This window comes from Agrobacterium sp. SORGH_AS_0440 (assembly GCF_031453135.1).
Lineage (GTDB): Bacteria > Pseudomonadota > Alphaproteobacteria > Rhizobiales > Rhizobiaceae > Agrobacterium > Agrobacterium pusense.
This window is the reverse complement of the sequence record NZ_JAVIYR010000001.1, coordinates 1,413,043-1,429,544: the sequence shown is the minus strand read 5'-3', so window position 1 is coordinate 1,429,544 and position 16,502 is coordinate 1,413,043. Positions and strand designations below refer to the sequence as shown.

The following is a 16,502-nucleotide window of genomic DNA, read 5'->3' as shown; positions in this document are numbered from 1 at the left end:
AAGTCAATAACCGCCCGTCAGGAAAATACTCTCGCCGGTCATAAAGCTGCAGGCCTGCGAAGACAGGAAGATGGCGGCGCCCACCATTTCCTCCGGCTGACCGGCTCGTCCCATCCAGTTCAGGGTCCGGACATATTCAGCCCAGCCTTCGGGGTCTTCGTCCCGGCGATGGGCATTGCGATCCGTATCGACCAGACCGGGCGCTAGAGTGTTGAGGAGAACATTGTCCTTCGCATAGTCGCGCGCCTGACTCTGGATCAGATTATGCTGCGCAGCCTTGGTGGCGGCATAGGCGGTGACGATGCCCTTCGGCCGCAACTGGTTGACCGAGCCGATGGAAACCACCCTTCCCCATTTTCGCGACGCCATGCGCGGCAGGATCGTCTGCAGCATGTCCACTGTCGACCCGAGATTGACAGCCAGCTGAAACGCCAGATCATCGGGCTTCAGCTCCGACAGTACCGCATTGATCTGGGCGCTCGCATTGATGACGAGAATATCAACCGGTGCGACCGTCTCGGCGCGCTCGACAAGATCGCGCCCGGCGCCCGGTTCGGAGAGATCACCCGCCAGCTCTTGGGCCAAGCCACCGCCGTCCGCGATGCGTTGCCGCACGGCGGTTGTCGCACCCGGCTTCACGCCATGCAGGATGACATGCGCGCCGGCCCCCGCCAGCCCTTCCGCTATGGCTGCCCCTATGCCGCGGCTGGAACCGGTGACGAGCGCCGTGCGGCCTTTCAAACCAAAGACGCTTTCAAGACGCATAATTTATCCTTCGAACAGTGAAATGCGCGCGCCGGCAATTCCGGGGCGGCAGGAGAACAGGCCACCAGACAGCGGGGCGTCGGCGAGCGTGGATGCCGGCAGGCGCGTGCGGGCACTGGTGATGAAGAGCGTCGACAGGTCCGGCCCGCCGAAGGCCACACTCGACGGGCGCGGCACCGGCATCTCGATCACCTGATCCAGCTTGCCGTTCGGAAGATAGCGGCGCACGCACCAGCCGTCCCAGATCGCACACCACACCCCGCCTTCCGCATCCACGGCGAGGCCGTCCGGACGGCCGTCGGCCACGGGAATACGGGCAAATTCGCGGCGCTGCGACAGGGCGCCCGTCGTCGGATCACAATCATAGGCATGGATAAGGCCGGGCACCGTATCGACGAAATAGAAGGTCCTGCCATCGGGGCTCCAGCCGAGACCGTTGGAGACGACGATGCCGCCTTCCTTGCGTTCGAATGCCCCATCGGCATTGATCCGATAAAGCGCGCCGGTGGGCTTGGAGGCATCGATGCGCATCGACCCGACCCAGATGGCGCCGTCCGGCCCGCATTTGGCATCGTTCAAGCGGTTATCGCCAATGCCAGCCTCCGGGCTGACGAAGGGTGTCAGCCGGCCCGAAGTGAAGTCCAGCCATTCGACGCCATCCTGCGACGCCACCAGCAATCGCCCTCCGGAGACTGGAATGACGGCACTGACCAGCTTACCTGTCTCGCAGGTTTCGTTACGGCCGGTGGCGGGATCGAAACGATGGACGGCGGGGTGCAGAATATCCACCCAGTAGAGCGCGTTTTCGCCTTCATGCCAGACCGGGCTTTCCCCAAGCTGCGCCCCCCAGGGAAGAATGCAGCTGAGTTCGGCGCTGGGACGTCCTGTTGCCGAACGCGGTCGTGGCCGCGAGCTGATGGCGACAGCCCCGGCGGCGCCGGTAATCCGGCGTGCAGCGGCAATCAGTTCACGCCCGGCAGGATGAATGTTGGACGCATCGAGCCGCGACGACGGCCCGAGCGCGACAAGCACACCCATCGGCGTATTGTCACGGCCCATGACGGGTGCGGCAACGGAATTCACCCCTGGCAGGTGCTCCTCATAGGAGATCGAGTAACCCCTCGCCCGCGTCAGCGTCAGATCGGCCTGAAGTGAATCGAGCGTGGTAATCGTCCGCGGCGTCTGCGCATCGAGCGTCAGCCGATCGAGCAGGGAACGGCCGACAGCAGGGTCCTGAAAGGCAAGCAGCGCCTTGCCCGGCGCGGTACAATGCAAAGGAACCCGGCGTCCCACTTCTACCCGCACGGAGAGACCGTTTGGAGAACGTTCCGCAAGATATTGCGTCATGATGCCGTCCAGCCGGCAGAGCGCTACGGTCTCGCCCAGTTCGGCAGCCAACCTCTCGAGTTCGGGTGTCGCGGCCGATACCAGATCGAAGCTCTCCCAGACTTTGTGGGACATTTCGAGAAAGCGCTGGCCCAGAACATAGGTTCCACGCGCCTCATCCTGACGGACGAGCCCATAGGCTATGAGGGTGCGCAGGATGCGGGCAAAAGTCGGCTTGGGCAGGCCGGATGCGCGCAACAGTTCCGCAAAACGCGGCGGCTCCGGCGCATCGGCCACCATGTCGAGAAGGGTCAACCCCTTCGCCAGCGCAGCGGTGCCGCCCGGTGTCTCGGGTTTCATCGCGTCTCCTTCGCGAGACGCTGCCGCCTTGCGGCGGCCGCCTCTTCCAGCATCCGGTCCATCGTCCATTGTGCCTCAAACCCCAGGGTGTTTTTGATCCGCGCGTTAGACGTATGGTAATAAACGCCGTCGCCGGGAAAATCGACAGTCACGATGGGGAGGCCGGTCACCGCGGCCATTTTCGGCAGAAGCTCGGCGAAATCGGATGGCTCATCCGCGCCGAGATTGAAGATGCAGCCCGCCGCGTCAGGGTGATCGAGGGCGAGCAGGATCCCGGCCACCATATCGCGTGTATCGGTTATGTGCATGCGGTATGGCCGGCCGTTTTCATTACGCGCCAATATATGTGACGCTTCGCCGATATCCCGGGACTGTAGCAGTTCGGCAATCGCAACGTTCCCGAAATTCCGCTGCTGCCGAATGCGCGGTCGCAGGAAAAAACGCGGGCCGGAGAAGAAGCTGTCTTGATCCAGCAGCTCAGCCGCATCCTGCGTATGAGAAAAGCGCAGGATCACGGTTTCCATGCTGCCAGTCCGCTGGTGAAAGCGAACCAGTTCCTCGCCCAGAAGCTTGGTCAGGCCATAGGGCGAACTGGGGCGAAGCGGATGATCCTCGGTGACCGGCAGGAATTCGGGGCGGTTTTCCGGATAGACTTCTCCTGAAGAGGCGAAGACGAACCGCTGCACGCCTGCGGCTGCGGCCGCATCCAGAAGACGGCGCGTGCCTTCGACATTGACCGCAAACATGCGGTCCCGGTCCTCCGGCGCCCATGACATAAAGGCCCCGAGATGCAGAACGGCGCTCACACCTTCCATGGCTTTGGACAGCGCCTGCCCGTCCTCCAGCGATCCGACGACCTCCTCACCGCCCGTACCCGACGGACGAAGGTCAAAGCCGCGGACCGCCCGAGCGTCCATACGCAAGGCAGCGGCGACAGCACGACCCACACGGCCTGCCGATCCGGTGACGAGGATCATAGCCGTGCTCCGGTCTTTGCGTCGAAGAGATAAAGCTGTGCCGGATCAAAGCCGAGCTGAAGCGCTTCGTCAGCCCGAAGGTTGCCGCTATGCGAGACGCGGGCGATCAGCCCCTTGGACCTGCCCTCCTCGCCATCTGCGACCCTTGCGCGTTCCGCATCGAAATAGACGTATTTTTCCGATCCCAGACTTTCCACCAGCGTCGGGCGAACGCTGAAGGTCACCGGCCCATCGCCCAGAACGAGATGCTCTGGCCGCAAGCCCACGATCACGCTACCCTGCCTGGCAGATGCCGCCGGCAGGTTTACCTTCTGGCCGAAAACAGTCAGTGCGCCGTCACGCAGTTCCGCGTTGAGGAAATTCATGCCGGGCGATCCGATGAAACCGGCGACAAAGAGGTTGGCCGGATTGTTGAAAAGCTCATCGGGCGCCGCGATCTGCTGGATGATGCCGCCCTGCATGATAACCACCCGGTCCGCCATGGTCATGGCTTCCACCTGGTCATGCGTCACATAAACGGTGGTGACACCGATACGCTTGTGCAGGGCGCCGATTTCGGCACGCATGTGGACGCGCAGCTTGGCATCGAGGTTGGACAGCGGTTCGTCCATCAGAAAGGCCTGCGGCTGACGCACGATGGCGCGGCCGAGCGCCACGCGCTGCCGCTGTCCGCCCGAGAGATCCTTCGGCTTGCGATCGAGATAGGGCGTTACCTCGAGAATGCGCGCCGCGTCATCCACCCGGCGATCAATCTCCGTCTTGTCCGTGCCGCGCATCTTCAGGCCGAAGCCGATGTTCTGCCGGACCGTCAGGTGCGGATAAAGCGCGTAATTCTGAAACACCATGGCGATGTCGCGGTCACCCGGCGCCAGATCCGTGACTTCGTTTTCGCCGATGAAGATCTGCCCTTCGCTTGCCGGTTCAAGGCCTGCAAGGATTTTCAGCATCGTCGACTTGCCGCAGCCGGAAGGCCCGACCAGCACCACGAACTCGCCGTTTTCGATCTCGAGCGAAAAGGGCCTGAGCACGTTGAGGGCGCCATAGGACTTGCTGACATTGCGAATGGAAATATTGGCCATGCTTATTTCTCCGCGCCAGCGGTGAGTCCGCCGACCAAATAACGTTCCAGAAACAGGTAGATTGCGATGATCGGCAGCGCGATGAACACGGATGCGGCGGAAATGTCGTTCCAGTAGGTGACGTATTCGCCCTGCATCGTGGTGATGCCGAGATTGGCCGTCCAGTTGTCCGGCGAGTTGACGAGGAAGGTGCGGGCATAGGCGTAATCCGCCCAGCTGAGCACGAAGGCATAAAGTGCCGTGGCAGCAAGACCGGGTGTGGCGATCGGAAGCACGACCCGGACCATTGCACCGATCGGCGAGCAACCGTCGACCATCGCGGCCTGCTCCAGTTCCTTCGGAATGGTGTCGAAATAGCCTTTCAGCATCCATGTGGCGAAAGGAATGATCATGGTCGAATGCGCCAGCACCAGTGTCCAGAGGCTGCCGATCAGACCGAAGCTGGAAAAGATCGAAAACAGCGGAATGACGAGCAGCGTTGCAGGAAGCATCTTCGCCGTCAGGACGAAGAGACCCATGGTCGCGCCGCCCCGCATGGAATAACGCGAAAGGGCATAACCGGCGCTGACGGAGACGAGCATCGACAGCGCCACCGAGCCGACGGCCGCAAGCATCGAGTTCCACAGCCATAGCAGGATCGGCTTCGCGGCCCAGACCCTGGCGAAAATGTCCCATTGCGCATCATCCGGCCAGAAGGTCGGCGGAAGGCGGTACAGTTCATCGGTGGTGGAGAGCGCCGTGACCAGAAGCCAGTAGACCGGGAACAGGATCATCACCAGCGTGAAGATGACAGTCGCGTAAAGGGCAAGGCTCTGTAAAAATGTCCGTTTCATCAAAGCCTCCTCAATAGATCGATTTCGAACGCCGGCCGAGCATCAGAAGGCTCGCGACGATACAGATCACCAGTGTCAGCACGCCCACGGCGGCGGCGCGGCCGAAATTGTGATACTGGAAGGCCTGGTCATAGGTCATGATCGACAGGGTCTGGGTCGACCTCAGCGGTCCGCCACCGGTCAGAACCTTGATGATGGAAAAGTCGCGGAACACCCACAGAAGCGTCAGCACCAGCGTCACGCCCAGCACCGGCATCAAAAGCGGCATGGTGATCCAGCGGAAACGCTGCCAGACGCTCGCGCCATCCACCTTGGCGGCCGCGTAATAATCGGCGGGAATGGATTGCAGACCAGCGAGGCACATGATCGACACGAAAGGAAAACCCTTCCAGACCATGGTGATAGCGACAGCCCAGAAGGCGGCTGTCGAACTGCTCACCCACGGGATCATCTGGTCGGTGAAACCGAGCTTTATCGCCAGCCATCCGAACAGCCCGAAGGACGTATCGAACATCCATGCGAAGATGACGACCGCGATGATTTCCGGCACTGCCCAGGGCAGCGCCATTCCCAGCCGCGCAACGGTTCGGCCCTTGAAGCGGTTATTGGCCAGAAGCGCCGTGCTGAGGCCAACGGCCACGCTGCCCGCGGTGACGACGACAACCAGCTTCAGCGTCACCCAGCAGGCGAGCCAGAATTCCGGCGATGAGAAAAGCCAGGTGTAATTGCTGAGTGAAAACGGCCGGCTTGCGCCACCGAGCCGCGGTATCTTGACCTGCTGGAAAGACAGGTCGATGGCCAGCACAAGCGGCCAGACGATGATGGCGGCAACCATCAGGACCGCGGGTGCGATCAGAATATAGCCGAGGAGATGTTGCCGGCTGGGACGCGCAAGATCAAAGAACTTGCGGCGCCCGGCCCGAACGGGTGCGGTCATGGATGGTCCTCCTGCCGGATGCGGATGGTAACCACGGCCCGCCAGGCGGGCCATGGCAAAACGGGATCAGCCCTTGATGGCCTCGGCCTTCGCCTGCATGGTCTTTGCCACCTCCGCGGGATCGAGGTCCTGAATGATCATCCGCTGGCTTTCTTCCATCACCATCTTGCTGAATTCATTGTAGAAGAGCTCAAGCCCGGTCGGAATGCGGTCGATACCCGCCTCGGATGCGGCCTTCATCGTCTCGATCAGTACCGGAAAATGCGGGATGGTCTTTTCGACACCCGACACGTCGGCCTTGGGGCTTGGCGGGGTGTTGCCGCCAAGGGTGGCATAGCTGCGCTGGAACTCCGGCGACATCGTCAGCTTGATGAAATCCCAGACGAGCGCCTTCTGGTCGTCGGGAATATCGGCCGGCATGGCGAGCACGTTGGACGATCCACCCAGCGGCGGATGAAGCGGCGGTGCCGCGTAAACGATGTCAGCCTTGGCTGAACCCTTCTCGGTGGTGCCGTAAAGCCAAGGCCCGTCGAGACGCATCGCCATCTTGCCATCGGCAAAAAGCTTGCGCACGTCGCTGGCGCTCATGTCGACCGGGCTGATCCCGCTCTTCATGACGGTTTTCCAGCGTGAAAGACCCTCCACCATCTGCGGCGTATCGATGGTGATATTGCCGTCCTTGTCGGTCCAGTAGGCGCCGGCGTCGAGGATGTAGTTCAGCATCTCCGTCAGATATTGCCCGGGACCGCCCTTGGTCTCGTGGCCGGTCCCGAACTGGTCGATGATACCGTCACCGTTCAAATCCTTGGTGGTGGCTTTTGCGGCCGCCAGAAAGTCGTCATAGGTCTTCGGAACCGCGACGCCCGCCTCATCCAGGATCTTCTTGTTATAAGCCATGACGAAGCCGAAGTAGTTCGTCATGATACACACGGTCTCACCGTTCCATTCGCATTTCTGCTGACCGGCCCAGCCGGTCATGTCGATGCCGTCCTTCTTAAGCCACGGGTCGAGCGGCTCCAGCCAGCCGCTGTCGGCGAACATCTGGAACTCGAAGGATGCGAGATGCACGATCTGCGGCGGCTGGTTGGCGGCGAAAAGCGTGGTCATCGTATCCGCGTAGGAGCTACGTTCCGCCTTGGTGAACTCGATCTTCACCCCGGGATGCTGCTTCTCGAAGGCGGCGATTGCGGAACGCCACCATTCACCCGTTCCCGCGTCATCCGTTTGCCAGGAAATGAATTTCAGGACGGTATCGGCCATGGCAGGGGCAACGGCGCTCATCGTCATCAAAACGGCGGTCGCCGTACCCAGCGCCAGCTTCTTCATTCTTTTGGTCATGGTTTCCTCCTCCAAAGAACCAAATCAGATACGTTCAATAAGGGCGAGCGCCGCCTCCGACGGTCTTACGCCCAGTCCCGGACCCGACGGCAGGTGATACCTGCCTTCGCGGCAATCCATGTCGCCCTCCAGCAGGCGGCGGTTCGGCTCGAAGATCGAATGCTGGAATTCGTGCCCCTTCAGCGTCGGCAACGTCGACGATGCCTGCAGGCTGGCGGCAAGGAATATGCCGGCGCCAATGGTAGCGTGCGGTATGACGTCGATGCCGTGTTCGGCTGCGAGAGCGCCGATACGGATGAAATTGGTGATACCCTTATGGCCCATTTCCGGCTGCACGATCGCAATACGGCAGCGTTCGATGCGGGCGCGCATATCCCAATGGGTGCGCCATTCCTCGCCCACCGCGATCGGCACGTCGGTATTCTTCGAAACCTTTTCCAGCCCGGCAATGTCCTCCGTCCAGACGGGCGCCTCGGCGAACCATGGATCGAATGGCTGCATTTCTGCGATGAGCTCCAGCGCCCGCTCCGGTGTCTGGTTCCAGTGCATATCGGCGGCGATCTTCGCCCGCGGGCCGAGCACCTGCCGGAGATTGGCAAGTTCCGCCGCCGGCCCATCATCGGCAACGGGCGTGGCGAATTTAAAGGCGTCGAAGCCACGATCCTGCCAGTATTTCGCCAGTTCTCCACGCGCCTTCAGCGTCTTCTCCGGCAGGCCAGAAACATAGGCCGAAAAATTGTCCACGCCGCCACCCAGCAGGTCTCGAATGGATTTTCCGGCTTCCTGTCCGGCAATATCCCAGAGGGCGATATCGATTGCAGCAAGCGCATCCACGTAAAAGCCACCGGTATAACCGCGCACGCGCATCATATCGTAAAGATCGTCGTAAATCGCCGATGGATCGGATGCATCGCGGCCGATCACGAAACCGGCCAGCAGGTCGTTGATGAGAGCCGCCACCGCACCGGGCGCAACGATGCCATAGGTCTCACCCCAGCCGACGGTGCCGGCTTCCGTCGTCATTCGCAGAAGCACGCTGCGGTCGAAGGTTGGATAGACCGTGCGGTTGCCCTTTCTGACGATGTATCCATTGGGGTTGACCACTTCACCTTCCCGCAGCGCCCCGAGATAGGGAACCTTGCGTGGCTGGGTCAGCGTGAAGACTTCGATTGTTGCAACGGGGCTGTTCATGCGGCCTCCGAGGCGACAAGGCCGAGCTCGACGAGGTTGGCGTCGATATCGGCAATCGCCGCCCTGTCGAGTTCCGGGGTGGGCGCGCGGACACCGAGACCCTCGATCACCCCACGGCGGGCCAGCACGTACTTGGTCAGCCGCATGCGATAAACCGCCTGCAGAACCAGAAGCGGAAGAGTGCGGACATAGATTTTCCGGGCCTCATCCTGACGGCCTGCGCGGAGAGCGCGATCTATTGCCACGTGTTCCTCGACGATCTCCAGCGCCGGCATGGCAGCGGTCGCGCCACGCGCATATTCATCCAGAATGTAACGGGCGCCGCCGCCGCCGATGATACCCTTCAATGTTGAGGGCGCATGGGCGATGATATGGCTGATGGCGGGACCGGCCGGCAGCGTTTCTTCCTTGACGTAGGTGACCTGCGGCAGAGACCGGACGATCTCGACAATCGCCTCCGGCGACAGATCAGACCCGCGCGGCGCAGGCGCGTTCTGCAGGATGATTTCGACACCGGGCAGCGCCTCGACAACCTTACCCAGAAACTCGATCAGCGCCGGCGCATCCGTCCCGACCGATTTTGGCGGCTGAACCATCAGGTGGCGAATACCGAGATCAGATGCGGCGCGGCCATGTTCAACCACGTCTCTCCAGTCTGCCGCGCTCGCGCCCGCCACGACCGGCACCCGGCCAGCAACAGCATCAACAACGATCTTCAGCAGCGACGCACGCTCTGCAGCATCCAAAGTCTCAACCTCACTGGCAAAACCCGGGAACACCACACCATCCACGCCTTTTTCGAGCGCGAAGATCACCAGTCGCTCCATACCCGCTTGGTCAATACCGCCATCCGCCAGAAAAGGCGTTGGCAAAACGGGCAAAATCCCCTTCAGGCCAGCCACCATCTTACTCCTCCCAATTAAGTATCATATATTGATACCTTGAATTCACTAATTGACACTACATAGACTTGAGCCCTATGACAAGCCCCCAGATGAAATGAACGAGGAGGTTCAGGGAAATGGCAGCACGGGCGACATCGATCATCGTCGATTGGGGAACGACATCATTGCGAGCGGCGCTTGTCGGTAACGACGGGGCGGAACTTGAACATCTGGAAACCGCCGACGGCATTTCGAGCCTTGCCGAAGGGCAACATGAGCCCGCCCTCATGAGCGCACTCGCCCTCTGGTTTTCAAAACACGGCGCTCTGCCGGTGGCCGCGCTCGGCATGATCACCAGCCGCAACGGCTGGGTCGAGGTGGCCTATGTGCCCTGCCCGGCGGGACCGGCGGAACTTGCCGCCGGCACGGTGCGCAGGACGTTGCCCAATGGGTCCGACCTTGTATTCCTGCCCGGCCTGAATGACCCCGGCCGCCAGCCGTTTCCGGATGTCATGCGCGGCGAGGAAACCCAGATCGTCGGCCACGGCCTTACGGAAGACGCCACCCTCATCATCCCCGGAACCCACAGCAAATGGGCACGGGTGAAGACAGGGCGGATCGATGGTTTCCAGACATTCGTGACCGGTGAAATCTTCAACCTACTCATCAATCACTCCTTCATCGCGCGCGGTTCCGCACAGCCGCCGGTCGACGATCCGGAGGCATACCTGTGGGGTTTGAAAGAGGCCAAAAAATCCGCAGCCATGCTGTCGCTGCTGTTTTCCGCACGCACCGGCGGGCTCGCCGGCAAACTGTCGGCACAGCAGCTGCGGTCTTATGTCCGTGGGCTGGTCATCGGACAGGAATTTCGGCAGGCCCGCGATGCGGGATGGTACGCAGAGGGAGACGATGCGGCGATTGTGGGCAATGATGGGCTCAACGATCTCTATCTGATTGCCGCTGGCGAATTCGGCCTCAGAATATCAATGGGCGATGACGACGCGTTGACGAAGGGAGCCCTGGCGGTTCTGCGGAAGACGCTTTCCTGAATGGAAACGCCGGCTGGACACCTGGTGTCCGGCCTTCACAATACCAGGGACCAACATGTACGATTACCCGGCCAGCATCGGCACCAGCCGTCACGAAAACGATGTCCTCACCATCCTGACGCGCCTTCAGCGACTCGGGCTGCCGGAGGACCCGATTGCCTTTTATGGCTCCTCATCTTTCCGGATATGGAACTCCATCGCCGAGGATCTGGGCACGCTCGACATCGTCAATCTCGGCTTTGGCGGCGGCACCTGCCTCTCGGCCGTTCACTACATGGAAAAACTCCTGCTGCCGCTGAGCCCCCGGAGAGTGGCGCTCTATTTCGGCGAGAACGACATAGCCAGCGATGGCTTAAAGGCGGCCACGGCGCTGCAACATCTGCAGGGGCTCAGGCATCGCATCCTGCAGGCGCTGCCGCAGACGCAGGTTTTTGTTCTGGCCATCAAGCACAGCCCCGCGCGCTGGATTTATCGTGGCGAATTCGACCTTTTCAACCGCATGGCACAGGACTGGTGCGAAAACTCCAACGACGCCGTCTGGCTGGACCCGAATGCCGGCCTTATGGGGGAAAACGGCCTACCGATATTCCGCTATTATCTTCCCGATCTGGTTCACCTTAACACCGCAGGTTACGCGGTCTGGGCGGAAGCACTTCGGAAGACGCCGGCGCTTCTCGCCTGATTTTCAGGAAAGAACCCCGGCATCGACATGCTACCGCGTCGCCTGGGCGGATTCGATTGAGTGCGCCAGTATTTCCAGCCCAAGGTCGATCTCGGCATCGGATACGGTGAGCGCCGGCGCAATGCGGAAAACACCGCCCATGCCGGGCAGTTTGACGATGTTCATGCTGAGCCCTCGCAGCATCGCCTCCTGCATGATGCGGGCGCCGAGCTCGAAACCGGGCGCTTTCGTATGCCTGTCGGCCACGACCTCAAGCCCCAGCAGAAGCCCGCGGCCGCGCACGTCGCCGACACATTCGAACCGCTGTTGAAGTGACAGAAGGCCTTCCTTCAGGCGGTTGCCACGGGCGATTGCCTGCTCGACAAGGCCATCGCGGGCCACCACGTCGAGAACCGTAACGCCGACAGCCGCAGGCAACGGATCCGACACGTGGGTCGTATAGAAGAGAAAACCTCTCTCAAAGGCTTTCTGCTCCACCTCCTCGCTGGTCATTACCGCGGCGAGCGGGAGGCCGGCCCCCAGCGTTTTTGAAAGCGTCATGATGTCGGGTGTAACGCCATCCCGCTGAAAGGCGAACATGTGCCCGGTCCTTCCGACCCCGGTCTGGGCTTCATCGAGGATGAGCAGCATGCCGCGCTCGACGCACTTCTTCTTGAGCGCAGCAAGATAGCCGACGGGCAATTCGAGGATGCCACCGCTCGACAGAATTGGTTCGGCAATGAAGGCGGCAAGATTGCCGGTGGACTGGCGGTCGATCAGTTCGAAGGCGTCATCAAGCTCCGCCTTCCAGTCATTCGATCCATCAGGATTCGTGAATCGCGGACGATAGGCGTTCGGTGCGGGGATGACGAGCGAGCCAGCCGTTGCAGGGCCATAGCCCCTGCGGCCGGCGCTATAGGTCGCGGAAGCCGCTGCGCCGGTCATTCCGTGCCAGCTCTGGGCGAAAGCGACGATCTCGTGACCACCGGTGACGAGCTTCGCCATACGGATGGCCGCCTCGTTGGATTCGGCGCCCGTAGTCAGCAATTGTACCCGGTCGAGACCCGGCGCGAGAGCTGCCAGCCTCGCCGCGAGCTCGACCACGGGACGGGACAACATCCCGGAAAACAGATGCGCAACCGACGCCATCTGCCGGTTGACGGTGGCGACGATGTCGGGATGGGTGTGCCCCAGCAGGGCGCTCATCTGGCCGGAGGTGAAATCGAGGATGGCACGGTCATCCGCATCATAAACGAAACTCCCCTCGGCCCGCTCAACAATGATCTCCTCGAAGGCAGGCCCATAACGGGTGAGATGACTGTTGGCCGCCGCCCAGAAGGCCGGCTCCGCATTCAACGATGTGAAGTTCTTCGAAAGATCGTCCATGCCGAGGTTCCCTGTGTCTGATTTTGCCGGACGATAACAGGCTCTTGCAGCGGCAGTCCAATTGATAGTATTTCAAGCGGATATAGATAATTTTGATATCGCCATGCTTGATCTCACACTTCTGAAGAACTTTGTCACCGTTGCCCGCGCAGGCTCCATCAGCACCGCAGCGACGCAGGTGGGGCGCACGCAATCGGCGCTCAGCACACAGATGCAGCGGCTGGAAGAACAGGTGGGGCAACCGTTGCTGCAACGAACCGGTGCGGGCGTACGGGTGACGGCGGCGGGCGAAAAACTGCTGGCCCATGCCAGCACCCTGCTTGCCCGTCATGACGAAATCCTCGCCGACATGAACGGCGCCACGGTCCAAGGCACGGTTAGCCTCGGATGTCCCGAAGATTATTCCATCGCCTTTCTTCCCGAATTGCTCAGGGGCTTCTGCGCCACCTATCCGGAAGTGGATTTGCGTATGGTCTGCGCGCCGACGATAGAGCTGCGCCCTCTCCTTCAGCGCCGTCAGATCGACATGGCGCTGGTTTCGCGCTCGGAACCGGATCACTCCGAGGTTCTTCGAAGGGAAAGCTTCGTCTGGGTGGCGGACAGGCCGGACACGGAACTTCTTGCCAAGGATGTGCTGCCGCTCGCTCTTTCGGCACCGGCGACGCTGGATCATCGCGCGGCGTGCAACGCCATGGAAACCGCCAATCGCCGCTACAGGATCGCCTTTGCCAGCAACAGCCTTGCGGGTCTCATCGCAATTGCGCGATCCGGCCATGCCATCAGCGTGCTCACGAGAACCGCTGTTCCACCGGATCTGCATGTCGTTAAAAGCTGGCTGCCTCCGCTGCCGACAATCGGCATAGCAATCGAATGCTCCGGCCCGCAGAGCTCCCCGGCGGCCAGGGCTTTGGGTGATCACATCCGTGCTGTTCTTCCAGGGTTGACCCCTTGAAACATTCCACCCAAGGCCACCGCATTCGCACGGCTTTTGGATGAACGCAATACAGTTTTGCCCCAGAACCAAAAGAGGCCCGTTGTTCTTTTAAAACAACGAGCCTCTATCGTGCCGCTGGGCGGAGCGACCGGAGACAAATTCGCCTCCTGCACATGAACCTCAGATGAACAGCGACCCTTAACAAAGCCCGAGAAACCACCCGTAAGAATCCGGCGTAACGGCAGACCGGATCGTTGAGATAATTCCGACAGAGCTTGGAATTGCGTCGAGGGATCAGATCGGATCAAGACCTGCTCAACGAAAACGTGTATCCAGCGATCAGGGCAGCCATTTGGTCAAACCTTCGGACGCCCCTTCCGGGTGCACATCGGCAGGCGACCATCTGCGGCAGAAATATCTCATGGGGTTGATGGCTATGGGGCCAGCATTGCACATGCCGAGGGACCGGTGATGGAAACAAGACGAAACCGCGTCATCACGACTGGAATAATTCTGGGGCTTCTCGGCGCGATGATACCGATCGCCACCATGGCCTACGCATCATGGATCATCGCGGTCAGGAAGGATCAGGACATTTTGAAGACGCTTGCCGATCAGGCTATTCAACGGGCGTCGGACACGTTCAGGGACGCAGAGAATGCGCTCGATGAGGTGGAAGCTGCCCGCTTGCATCCCTGTTCCAACGACCACATAGAACTGATGCGCAGACTGACGATAAATGAACCGTCAGTGGAAGAAATCGGATATTTCGAAAACGGCATTCTAAAATGCACCTCCTGGGGAGCCACCCAGGAAACGATACGCCAATCGCCGATCGATTTTACGACCGGTCAGGGATTAGAGGTGGCTATTCGCGTGGAGCCAAGCGCCAGTCGCGGCACACGGATGATCGCCCTTCACCACGGCGCGCACGGCGCACTTGTCAAACCCTCGCGTTTTGTCGACATCCTCATGGACGACAGCATGTCCCTCGCTCTTACGAACGACCGGGGCATTTTGATAAATGAACTGAATGCACCTGACCGCGCCCTGGTGCCGGCACCGCTCGGCAAGCCCGAAAAGGGCATGACGGAAGACACCATCTATGCTGTCAGCCGCCATGACGATCTGGTGGCGATTGCGATGGAGCCACGTTCCAACGTCGCAGAGCAGGTGCGGCGTGAACGGCTCTTGTTTCTTCCCGCCGGGGCAATTGTCGCGGCCTTTGTGGTCGGCATCGTGGCATGGTTGTCGAAGAAGCGCCTGTCGCCACTCGCGGAGCTCGAGATAGCCGTTCGCAAACGGGAATTCATCGTTCATTACCAGCCCATCGTGGAATTGAAGACGGGCATCTGCGTTGGGGCGGAAGCGCTGGTGCGATGGAGGCGGCCGGACGGTACGCTTGTCCGCCCCGACCTGTTTATCCCCCTGGCGGAAGAAAGCGGCCTGATCATGCCGATCACCGATCAGGTCATCGACGCCGTCATCGCCGATCTTCGCAAGGTGCTTGTCGAGGACCGAACCCTGCACATCGCCATTAATCTCTGCGCGGACGACATCAAGTCTGGGCGTGTTCTCGCGGTCATCGCCAGCAAGCTTCAGCATACAGACATCCGGCCCGAGCAGATCTGGCTTGAGGCCACCGAGCGTGGCTTCATCGACATCAACGCGGCAAAGGTCACCCTTGCCGAGGCGCGCCAGCGCGGCCATTCGGTGGCGATCGACGATTTCGGAACCGGCTACTCCAGCCTTCAATATTTGCAGGGCCTTCCCCTGGACGCGTTGAAGATAGACAAATCCTTTGTCGACACGGTGGGCAAAGATACCGCAACGAGTTCGGTCACATCACACATCATCGGCATGGCGAAAGCGCTTGGCCTGTTCACCGTGGCAGAAGGTATCGAGGCGGAAGACCAGCGGGACTATCTGGAAGGTCAGGGTGTGGATTTCGGTCAAGGATGGCTGTTTGCGAAAGCGCTTCCCGCCAGCGAATTCCTTGCCTACCACCGTCACACGAAGCAGAAACACGGCGTCTCTCCCGAAATCATCAAGGCGGCGGGCAAATAGGACATGGTCGTGTGCGAGGTCGAATCCCGGGCTGGCAGGCAACACAGGTTGAAACTGCGATATCTCAAAAAGAGACCTCCCCAAAAGCATCTTGGAGGAGGCCAGTTGGGGAGGTCGTCCACGGTGACCAAGCCAGGGGCAGTTTCGGAGCGCTTGGCCACACAGCCCATCGGACGGGCCGCCCTCGAACCGGGCACTGCGGCAATTGTTCCCTGAAAGGCGTTTTTTGACTTCATGCGCATCCCAGGGGCAGCAATTGATACCCCTGAGAGAAAAGCGCGAACCTCAGCCGGCGGGAACATCATCTGGCGAGGCGAGTTAGGGGCGGTTCAACAACAGGAGAAACGCGATGCCCCGCGGCGACAAATCGTCCTATACGGACAAGCAGAAGCGCAAGGCCGAACATATCGAAGAAGGATATGAGGATCGTGGCGTACCCGAAAAAGAGGCCGAACGCAGGGCCTGGGCCACGGTGAACAAGGAGAGCGGCGGTGGCAAGAAATCCGGCGCCGGCCGCGGACACGCGGAAAACCACGCGCCATCGAAAAAGGGTGGCCGCAAGGGCGGCGAGGCCGCGGCTGCGAGACCCAAGACCGAACGGTCCGCCTCCGCCAAGAAAGCTGCGGCCACCCGCAAGCGCAATGAACAGCATGCACAGCATTGAACCGTAAACCGATCGTGTGTTCGCCAACCAGAGGCGCTGATGACGTCCATG

The 16,502-nt window shown here is 60.8% G+C and carries 15 protein-coding genes; 5 read left to right on the top strand and 10 right to left on the bottom strand.

Translation table 11 applies throughout. The annotated features are described in order from the left end of the window. Positions 1–3: 3 nt before the first annotated feature. The 9 genes from QE453_RS06565 to QE453_RS06525 all read right to left on the bottom strand — a co-directional run bounded on the left by QE453_RS06565 (position 4) and on the right by QE453_RS06525 (position 9,711). On the bottom strand, positions 4–765 hold the full coding sequence (locus QE453_RS06565) for an SDR family NAD(P)-dependent oxidoreductase (RefSeq protein ID WP_004438185.1): 762 nt from the start codon (positions 763–765) through the stop codon (positions 4–6). A 3-nt stretch (positions 766–768) separates the two neighbouring features. Then, on the bottom strand, positions 769–2,520 hold the full coding sequence (locus QE453_RS06560) for an SMP-30/gluconolactonase/LRE family protein (protein ID WP_193603377.1): 1,752 nt from the start codon (positions 2,518–2,520) through the stop codon (positions 769–771). After that, entirely contained in the window at positions 2,448–3,428 is a 981-nt protein-coding gene (locus tag QE453_RS06555) for an NAD(P)-dependent oxidoreductase (RefSeq protein ID WP_044459759.1), read from the bottom strand. The genes QE453_RS06560 and QE453_RS06555 overlap by 73 nt, the downstream gene beginning before the upstream one ends. Next, entirely contained in the window at positions 3,425–4,507 is a 1,083-nt protein-coding gene (locus QE453_RS06550; protein ID WP_309776544.1) for a sn-glycerol-3-phosphate ABC transporter ATP-binding protein UgpC, read from the bottom strand. The genes QE453_RS06555 and QE453_RS06550 overlap by 4 nt, the downstream gene beginning before the upstream one ends. Positions 4,508–4,509: 2 nt before the next feature. Beyond that, positions 4,510–5,340, bottom strand: a complete 831-nt coding sequence (locus tag QE453_RS06545; RefSeq protein ID WP_004438176.1) for a carbohydrate ABC transporter permease — start codon at positions 5,338–5,340, stop codon at positions 4,510–4,512. A 10-nt stretch (positions 5,341–5,350) separates the two neighbouring features. Continuing rightward, positions 5,351–6,277 carry a carbohydrate ABC transporter permease gene (locus QE453_RS06540; protein WP_060942173.1) on the bottom strand — a complete coding sequence of 309 codons (927 nt, stop codon included), beginning with the start codon at positions 6,275–6,277 and terminating at the stop codon, positions 5,351–5,353. Between the two features lie 66 nt (positions 6,278–6,343). After that, positions 6,344–7,615 carry a sugar ABC transporter substrate-binding protein gene (locus QE453_RS06535; protein ID WP_262622359.1) on the bottom strand — a complete coding sequence of 424 codons (1,272 nt, stop codon included), beginning with the start codon at positions 7,613–7,615 and terminating at the stop codon, positions 6,344–6,346. A gap of 24 nt (positions 7,616–7,639) precedes the next feature. Continuing rightward, positions 7,640–8,806 (bottom strand): mandelate racemase/muconate lactonizing enzyme family protein, encoded by a 1,167-nt coding sequence (locus QE453_RS06530; protein WP_113731625.1) that lies wholly within the window; start codon positions 8,804–8,806, stop codon positions 7,640–7,642. After that, positions 8,803–9,711 (bottom strand): dihydrodipicolinate synthase family protein, encoded by a 909-nt coding sequence (locus QE453_RS06525; RefSeq protein ID WP_262622358.1) that lies wholly within the window; start codon positions 9,709–9,711, stop codon positions 8,803–8,805. The genes QE453_RS06530 and QE453_RS06525 overlap by 4 nt, the downstream gene beginning before the upstream one ends. Positions 9,712–9,827: 116 nt before the next feature. On the opposite strand from QE453_RS06525, the gene QE453_RS06520 reads away from it, so the two are divergent. Then, complete coding sequence (locus tag QE453_RS06520; protein ID WP_262622357.1) at positions 9,828–10,739, top strand: 2-dehydro-3-deoxygalactonokinase; 912 nt, start codon at positions 9,828–9,830, stop codon at positions 10,737–10,739. Positions 10,740–10,794: 55 nt separating this feature from the next. Continuing rightward, positions 10,795–11,421, top strand: a complete 627-nt coding sequence (locus QE453_RS06515) for a GDSL-type esterase/lipase family protein (protein WP_262622356.1) — start codon at positions 10,795–10,797, stop codon at positions 11,419–11,421. Between the two features lie 30 nt (positions 11,422–11,451). Here QE453_RS06515 and QE453_RS06510 read toward each other — a convergent pair whose 3' ends face one another. Then, positions 11,452–12,786, bottom strand: coding sequence for an aspartate aminotransferase family protein (locus QE453_RS06510; RefSeq protein WP_262622355.1), 1,335 nt, complete (start codon positions 12,784–12,786; stop codon positions 11,452–11,454). A 103-nt stretch (positions 12,787–12,889) separates the two neighbouring features. Between QE453_RS06510 and QE453_RS06505 the strand changes: the two genes are divergently transcribed. The 3 genes from QE453_RS06505 (at position 12,890) to QE453_RS06495 (ending at position 16,451) form a co-directional block, all read left to right on the top strand. Beyond that, the gene (locus QE453_RS06505) at positions 12,890–13,738 is read left to right on the top strand and encodes a LysR family transcriptional regulator (protein ID WP_004438158.1); all 849 of its coding nucleotides are present in this window, start codon (positions 12,890–12,892) and stop codon (positions 13,736–13,738) included. A gap of 453 nt (positions 13,739–14,191) precedes the next feature. Continuing rightward, positions 14,192–15,787 (top strand): EAL domain-containing protein, encoded by a 1,596-nt coding sequence (locus QE453_RS06500; protein ID WP_309776543.1) that lies wholly within the window; start codon positions 14,192–14,194, stop codon positions 15,785–15,787. Positions 15,788–16,136: 349 nt separating this feature from the next. Continuing rightward, on the top strand, positions 16,137–16,451 hold the full coding sequence (locus tag QE453_RS06495) for a hypothetical protein (protein WP_022563537.1): 315 nt from the start codon (positions 16,137–16,139) through the stop codon (positions 16,449–16,451). Positions 16,452–16,502: the final 51 nt, after the last annotated feature.

Excerpts from the sequence above, each read along its gene's own strand:
- QE453_RS06565 (WP_004438185.1), bottom strand. The coding sequence starts at position 765 with ATGCGTCTTGAAAGCGTCTTTGGTTTGAAAGGCCGCACGGCGCTCGTC.
- QE453_RS06560 (WP_193603377.1), bottom strand. The coding sequence starts at position 2,520 with ATGGACGATGGACCGGATGCTGGAAGAGGCGGCCGCCGCAAGGCGGCA.
- QE453_RS06555 (WP_044459759.1), bottom strand. The coding sequence starts at position 3,428 with ATGATCCTCGTCACCGGATCGGCAGGCCGTGTGGGTCGTGCTGTCGCC.
- QE453_RS06550 (WP_309776544.1), bottom strand. The coding sequence starts at position 4,507 with ATGGCCAATATTTCCATTCGCAATGTCAGCAAGTCCTATGGCGCCCTC.
- QE453_RS06545 (WP_004438176.1), bottom strand. The coding sequence starts at position 5,340 with ATGAAACGGACATTTTTACAGAGCCTTGCCCTTTACGCGACTGTCATC.
- QE453_RS06540 (WP_060942173.1), bottom strand. The coding sequence starts at position 6,277 with ATGACCGCACCCGTTCGGGCCGGGCGCCGCAAGTTCTTTGATCTTGCG.
- QE453_RS06535 (WP_262622359.1), bottom strand. The coding sequence starts at position 7,615 with ATGACCAAAAGAATGAAGAAGCTGGCGCTGGGTACGGCGACCGCCGTT.
- QE453_RS06530 (WP_113731625.1), bottom strand. The coding sequence starts at position 8,806 with ATGAACAGCCCCGTTGCAACAATCGAAGTCTTCACGCTGACCCAGCCA.
- QE453_RS06525 (WP_262622358.1), bottom strand. The coding sequence starts at position 9,711 with ATGGTGGCTGGCCTGAAGGGGATTTTGCCCGTTTTGCCAACGCCTTTT.
- QE453_RS06520 (WP_262622357.1), top strand. The coding sequence starts at position 9,828 with ATGGCAGCACGGGCGACATCGATCATCGTCGATTGGGGAACGACATCA.
- QE453_RS06515 (WP_262622356.1), top strand. The coding sequence starts at position 10,795 with ATGTACGATTACCCGGCCAGCATCGGCACCAGCCGTCACGAAAACGAT.
- QE453_RS06510 (WP_262622355.1), bottom strand. The coding sequence starts at position 12,786 with ATGGACGATCTTTCGAAGAACTTCACATCGTTGAATGCGGAGCCGGCC.
- QE453_RS06505 (WP_004438158.1), top strand. The coding sequence starts at position 12,890 with ATGCTTGATCTCACACTTCTGAAGAACTTTGTCACCGTTGCCCGCGCA.
- QE453_RS06500 (WP_309776543.1), top strand. The coding sequence starts at position 14,192 with ATGGAAACAAGACGAAACCGCGTCATCACGACTGGAATAATTCTGGGG.
- QE453_RS06495 (WP_022563537.1), top strand. The coding sequence starts at position 16,137 with ATGCCCCGCGGCGACAAATCGTCCTATACGGACAAGCAGAAGCGCAAG.